Annotated in this window: 5 protein-coding genes; 1 reads left to right on the plus strand and 4 read right to left on the minus strand. The window is 68.4% G+C overall.

Going from position 1 to position 4,014, the window contains the following annotated elements:
- The 4 genes from RMN84_RS06560 to RMN84_RS06575 form a co-directional block, all read right to left on the minus strand.
- On the minus strand, window positions 1-873 hold an 873-nt coding region (locus tag RMN84_RS06560), incomplete at its 3' end, for a methionine--tRNA ligase (RefSeq protein ID WP_309611384.1).
- 42 nt (window positions 874-915) lie between these two features.
- Entirely contained in the window at window positions 916-1,245 is a 330-nt protein-coding gene (locus RMN84_RS06565; RefSeq protein ID WP_309611385.1) for a 2Fe-2S iron-sulfur cluster-binding protein, read from the minus strand.
- Window positions 1,242-2,354: a cysteine desulfurase family protein gene (locus tag RMN84_RS06570; protein WP_309611386.1), complete on the minus strand. Its 1,113-nt coding sequence runs from the start codon at window positions 2,352-2,354 to the stop codon at window positions 1,242-1,244. Before RMN84_RS06570 ends, RMN84_RS06565 begins: the two co-directional genes overlap by 4 nt.
- Entirely contained in the window at window positions 2,351-3,421 is a 1,071-nt protein-coding gene (locus RMN84_RS06575; protein ID WP_309611387.1) for an aminotransferase class V-fold PLP-dependent enzyme, read from the minus strand. Before RMN84_RS06575 ends, RMN84_RS06570 begins: the two co-directional genes overlap by 4 nt.
- An 88-nt stretch (window positions 3,422-3,509) precedes the next feature.
- Here RMN84_RS06575 and RMN84_RS06580 point away from each other — a divergent pair.
- A partial coding sequence (locus tag RMN84_RS06580; RefSeq protein ID WP_309611388.1) for an alpha/beta hydrolase occupies window positions 3,510-4,014 on the plus strand: 505 nt, incomplete at its 3' end.

Raw genomic sequence — 4,014 nt, forward strand, 5'->3', positions numbered from 1 at the left:
GAACCCGTGCCCGAAGATCTGTTTGGGCAAGGGCAGACCGGCCGACATCAGGAACGCCGGCCAGTAGACCGCGTGGAAGCGGACGATGTCCTTGCCGATGAGATGGACATTGGCCGGCCAGTAGCGGTCCAACAGGTCGCCGCCGTCGGGATAAGCGAGCCCGGTCAGATAGTTGGTCAGGGCGTCGAGCCAGACGTACATGACATGATCGGGGCTGCCCGGCACCTTGACCCCCCAGTCGAAACTGGTGCGCGAGATCGACAGATCGTTGAGCCCGCCCTCGACGAAGCGAAGGACTTCGTTGCGGCGGCTGTCGGGCTGGATATACTCGGGGTGTGCGGCGTAGTGGTCGAGCAACTTCTGCTGATAGGCCGAGAGCTTGAAGAACCAGCTTTCCTCGACCGTCCACTCGACCGGCGTGCCCTGCGGCGAGCGCTTGCCCCCCTCCCCGTCGACCAGTTCGCTCTCGTCATAAAAGGCTTCGTCGCGGACCGAATACCAGCCTTCGTAGCGACCGAGATAAAGGTCGCCATTGGCTTCCATCGCCGACCAGATCGCTTGGCTGGCGCGATGGTGGGCGGGTTCGGAGGTACGAATGAAGCGGTCATACCCGACATCAAGAACATCGCACATCGCCTTGAACTTGGATGACATCTGGTCGGCATAGACCTGAGGTTCGAGGCCTTCCGCCTTGGCTGCCTGGGCCATTTTCAGGCCATGCTCGTCGGTTCCGGTCTGGAAGCGCACGTCGCGGCCCTGGGCGCGCTGGAAGCGGGCGATGGTATCGGCGGCGATCGCTTCATAAGCGTGACCGATGTGCGGCGCGCCGTTGGGGTAGCTGATCGCGGTCGTGATGTAATAGGGCTCGGCCATCGCCACGCCCTAGCCGGGGCGAGTGCGGCCTTCAAGGAAGCGCTAGCTGCGCCGCCAGTCGTGGGTCGTCGTCGGCAATCGCACGGTCAGCCCGCAGTCCGGCACTGCCACCTGGCATGCCAGCCGCGAGGTGCGGGCTACGCCGGGGGCAAGGTCGAGCAGGTCGTCCTCCTCCTCGCTCGCTCGAGGGAGGCGTGCGAAATCGTCGGCGGCGACGATGACGTGGCAGGTCGAACAGGCCATCTGCCCCTCGCACGCGCCTTCCAACGGCTGATCGTGGAGCTGGGCGAGGTCGAGGAGGTTGGTGCCGGGTGGCGCTTCTACGGTGCGGTCGAGGCTGCCGTCGGCGCGGAGGAAGCGGACTTCGGTCATGCGGCGAACCTGGCCTGCGCATCGGCGGATGCGCGCAAGTGCTCGCAGGCGGTCACCAATTCGGCCTCGCTGGTGTAGCGGCCGAAGCCGAGGCGGATCGAGCTGCGCGCCTGGCGATCGGACAGGCCGAGGGCACGCAGGACGTGGCTTGGCCGCCCCGATCCGCTGGCGCAGGCCGAACCGAGCGAAAAAGCGATGTCGCGGCAGTCGGACAGCAAGCGGGCGGCGTCCAGTCCGTCGCGGCGCAGGTTGAGGTTGCCGTGATAGCGGGCGTCGGCGCTGCCGTTGAGCTGCCAGTCGGGGCCGAACGCGTTGCGGGCGGCGGTCCAGAGGTTTTCGATATGCTGGGCGTCCGCCTCGCGCCGCTCGGTCGCCAGTTTGGCCGCTGCGCCGAAGCCGACGCACAGCGCGGGTGAGAGGGTGCCGGAGCGTAGGCCCTGCTCCTGCCCACCGCCGTGGAGTAGCGGCGTCGGTTCGCACCCGTCGCGCATCCATAAGGCGCCGACGCCCTTGGGACCGTGAATCTTGTGCGCGGAGACGGCGATCAGGTCGGGGCCGGGCGGAATGGCCACGCGGCCGAGGCCCTGCACTGCGTCGCACAGCATCAGCGCGCCGTTGGCCTTGGCGAGGCGCGCCAGCTCGGCGATCGGCTGGATCACGCCGATCTCGTTATTGACGAGCATCGCCGCAACCAGCGCGGTGTTGTCGTCGATTGCCGCTTCGGCCTGAGCGAGATCGACCAGGCCGTCGCGCCCGACCGGCAGGCGGATCACCTCGACCCCCTGCCCTGCGAGCCATTCCGCCGTGTCGAGCACGGCCGCATGTTCGGTCGCGATGGTGACCAGCTTGCGCCGGGGGGAGCGCTCGAATGTGCCTTTGATGGCCCAGTTGAGCGCCTCGGTGGCGCCCGAAGTGAAGGCGAGCTTACCGCCGCCCGCGCCGATCGCTCGTTCCACATGACGCCGCGCGATCGCGATTGCGGCATCCGCCTCCCGCCCCCAGCGCGACGGACTGTGCGGGTTGGTGAAGCGGTCGGCGATCCATGGCGTCATGGCGGCAACCGCTTCGGGCGCGAGCGGGGTGGTCGCCTGATAATCGAGGTAGATCATGCCGCGCGCCGCCGCTCGGCGATGGCGCGGAAGGCGGCGAGGAAGGCGTCCACTTCCGCGTCGCTCGTATGCGGGCCGAAGCTGATGCGGATGGTCGAGGTAGTGAGGTCGGGGGCGATGCCCATCGCGGCGAGGACGTGGCTCGGCTTGAGCGATCCGGACGAGCAGGCGCTGCCGGCGCTGACCGAGAAGCCGGCGAGATCAAGCTGGACGAGCAGGCTGGCCGAGGCGAGCCCCGGCAAGGCGACCGCGCCAATGGTGGCGATGCGCGGGGTGTTGGCGGCGATGACGATGGCGCCGGCGTGGCGCATGCCGTCGGAGAGGCGCTCGCGGAGAAGCGCGAGGCGCGGCATTGCTTCGCGAAATGCCCCGCTCTCCAAGGCGGCGGCGAAGGCGGCCGCGCCCGGCACGTCCTGAGTGCCCCGTCGATAGCCCCGCTCCTGCCCGCCGCTCGGCTCGAGCACAGCGATGTCGCGGACCAGCAACACGCCGACACCCGGCGGCCCGCCCAGCTTGTGCGCAGACACGGCGATGAAGTCGGCATCCGGCAGCTCGATCTTGCCAGCCGCCTGCGCGCAATCGGCCAGCCATAGCGAGCCTGCGGCGCGGACCCGTTTCAAAATTGCCTCGGCCGGCTGGATCACGCCGGTTTCATTATTGACGAGTTGGATCGCCAGTAGCGCTGGCCCCTGCGCCAAGGCGGCTTCGAGCGCGTCGAGATCGATGATCCCGCCCTGATTGACCGGCAGCACGGTCGCCCCCGACCCCATCGCGAAGGGCACGACGTCATGCTCGGTCGCGCCGATGATCCGCCCGGCGACCTTCGCCCGCGCCGCCGCGATCGTGATCGCCTCGCTCGCGCCCGAGGTCAGGATGATGTCGTGCGGCCAGCCGAGCGCCGCCGCGATCGCCGCCCTCGCCTCCTCCAGCAGCGCCCGCGCCGCGCGCCCGTCGGCATGGGGCGAACTCGGGTTCGCCCAGCGCGCTAGCGCGTCGGCCATCGCCGCTCGCGCCGCCGGCAGCACGGGCGTCGTCGCGGCATGGTCGAGATAGATGCGCGTCGTCATGTCGCCGCCGGTCCTGCCAGTTTGCGCTCAGGCTTGCCACGTCTATATAGCGCGGCAATCCATTCTATCCTCCAGCATATCGAGCGCCATGCCCGAAGTTATTTTTCCCGGCCCCGAAGGCCGTCTCGAAGGCCGTTTCAATCCTGGCCCGCGCCCGCGCGCGCCGGTCGCGCTGATCCTCCACTCGCACCCGCAGGCCGGGGGCACGATGAACAACAAGATCGTACAGCTGCTTTACCAGACCTTCGTGCGGCGCGGGTTCGCCACGCTGCGGTTCAATTTTCGCGGCGTCGGCAAGAGCCAGGGGCTGTTCGACAATGGCATCGGCGAGCTGAGCGACGCGGCGAGCGCGCTCGACTGGGTCCAGTCAATCCATCCCGAGGCCGAGACGACCTGGGTCGCGGGAGTCAGCTTCGGGGCGTGGATCGGCATGCAGCTACTGATGCGCCGGCCCGAGATCAAAGGCTTCATCTCGATCGCCCCGCCGGCCAACATGTACGACTTCAGCTTCCTCGCCCCGTGCCCGTCGTCGGGCATCATCATCCAGGGCGAGGGCGACGAGGTGGTGACACCGAGCGCGGTGCAGAAGCTGG

Source organism: Sphingomonas sp. (assembly GCF_031380695.1).
GTDB lineage: Bacteria > Pseudomonadota > Alphaproteobacteria > Sphingomonadales > Sphingomonadaceae > Sphingomicrobium.

Excerpts from the sequence above, each read along its gene's own strand:
- RMN84_RS06570 (WP_309611386.1), bottom strand. The coding sequence starts at position 2,354 with ATGATCTACCTCGATTATCAGGCGACCACCCCGCTCGCGCCCGAAGCG.
- RMN84_RS06565 (WP_309611385.1), bottom strand. The coding sequence starts at position 1,245 with ATGACCGAAGTCCGCTTCCTCCGCGCCGACGGCAGCCTCGACCGCACC.
- RMN84_RS06575 (WP_309611387.1), bottom strand. The coding sequence starts at position 3,421 with ATGACGACGCGCATCTATCTCGACCATGCCGCGACGACGCCCGTGCTG.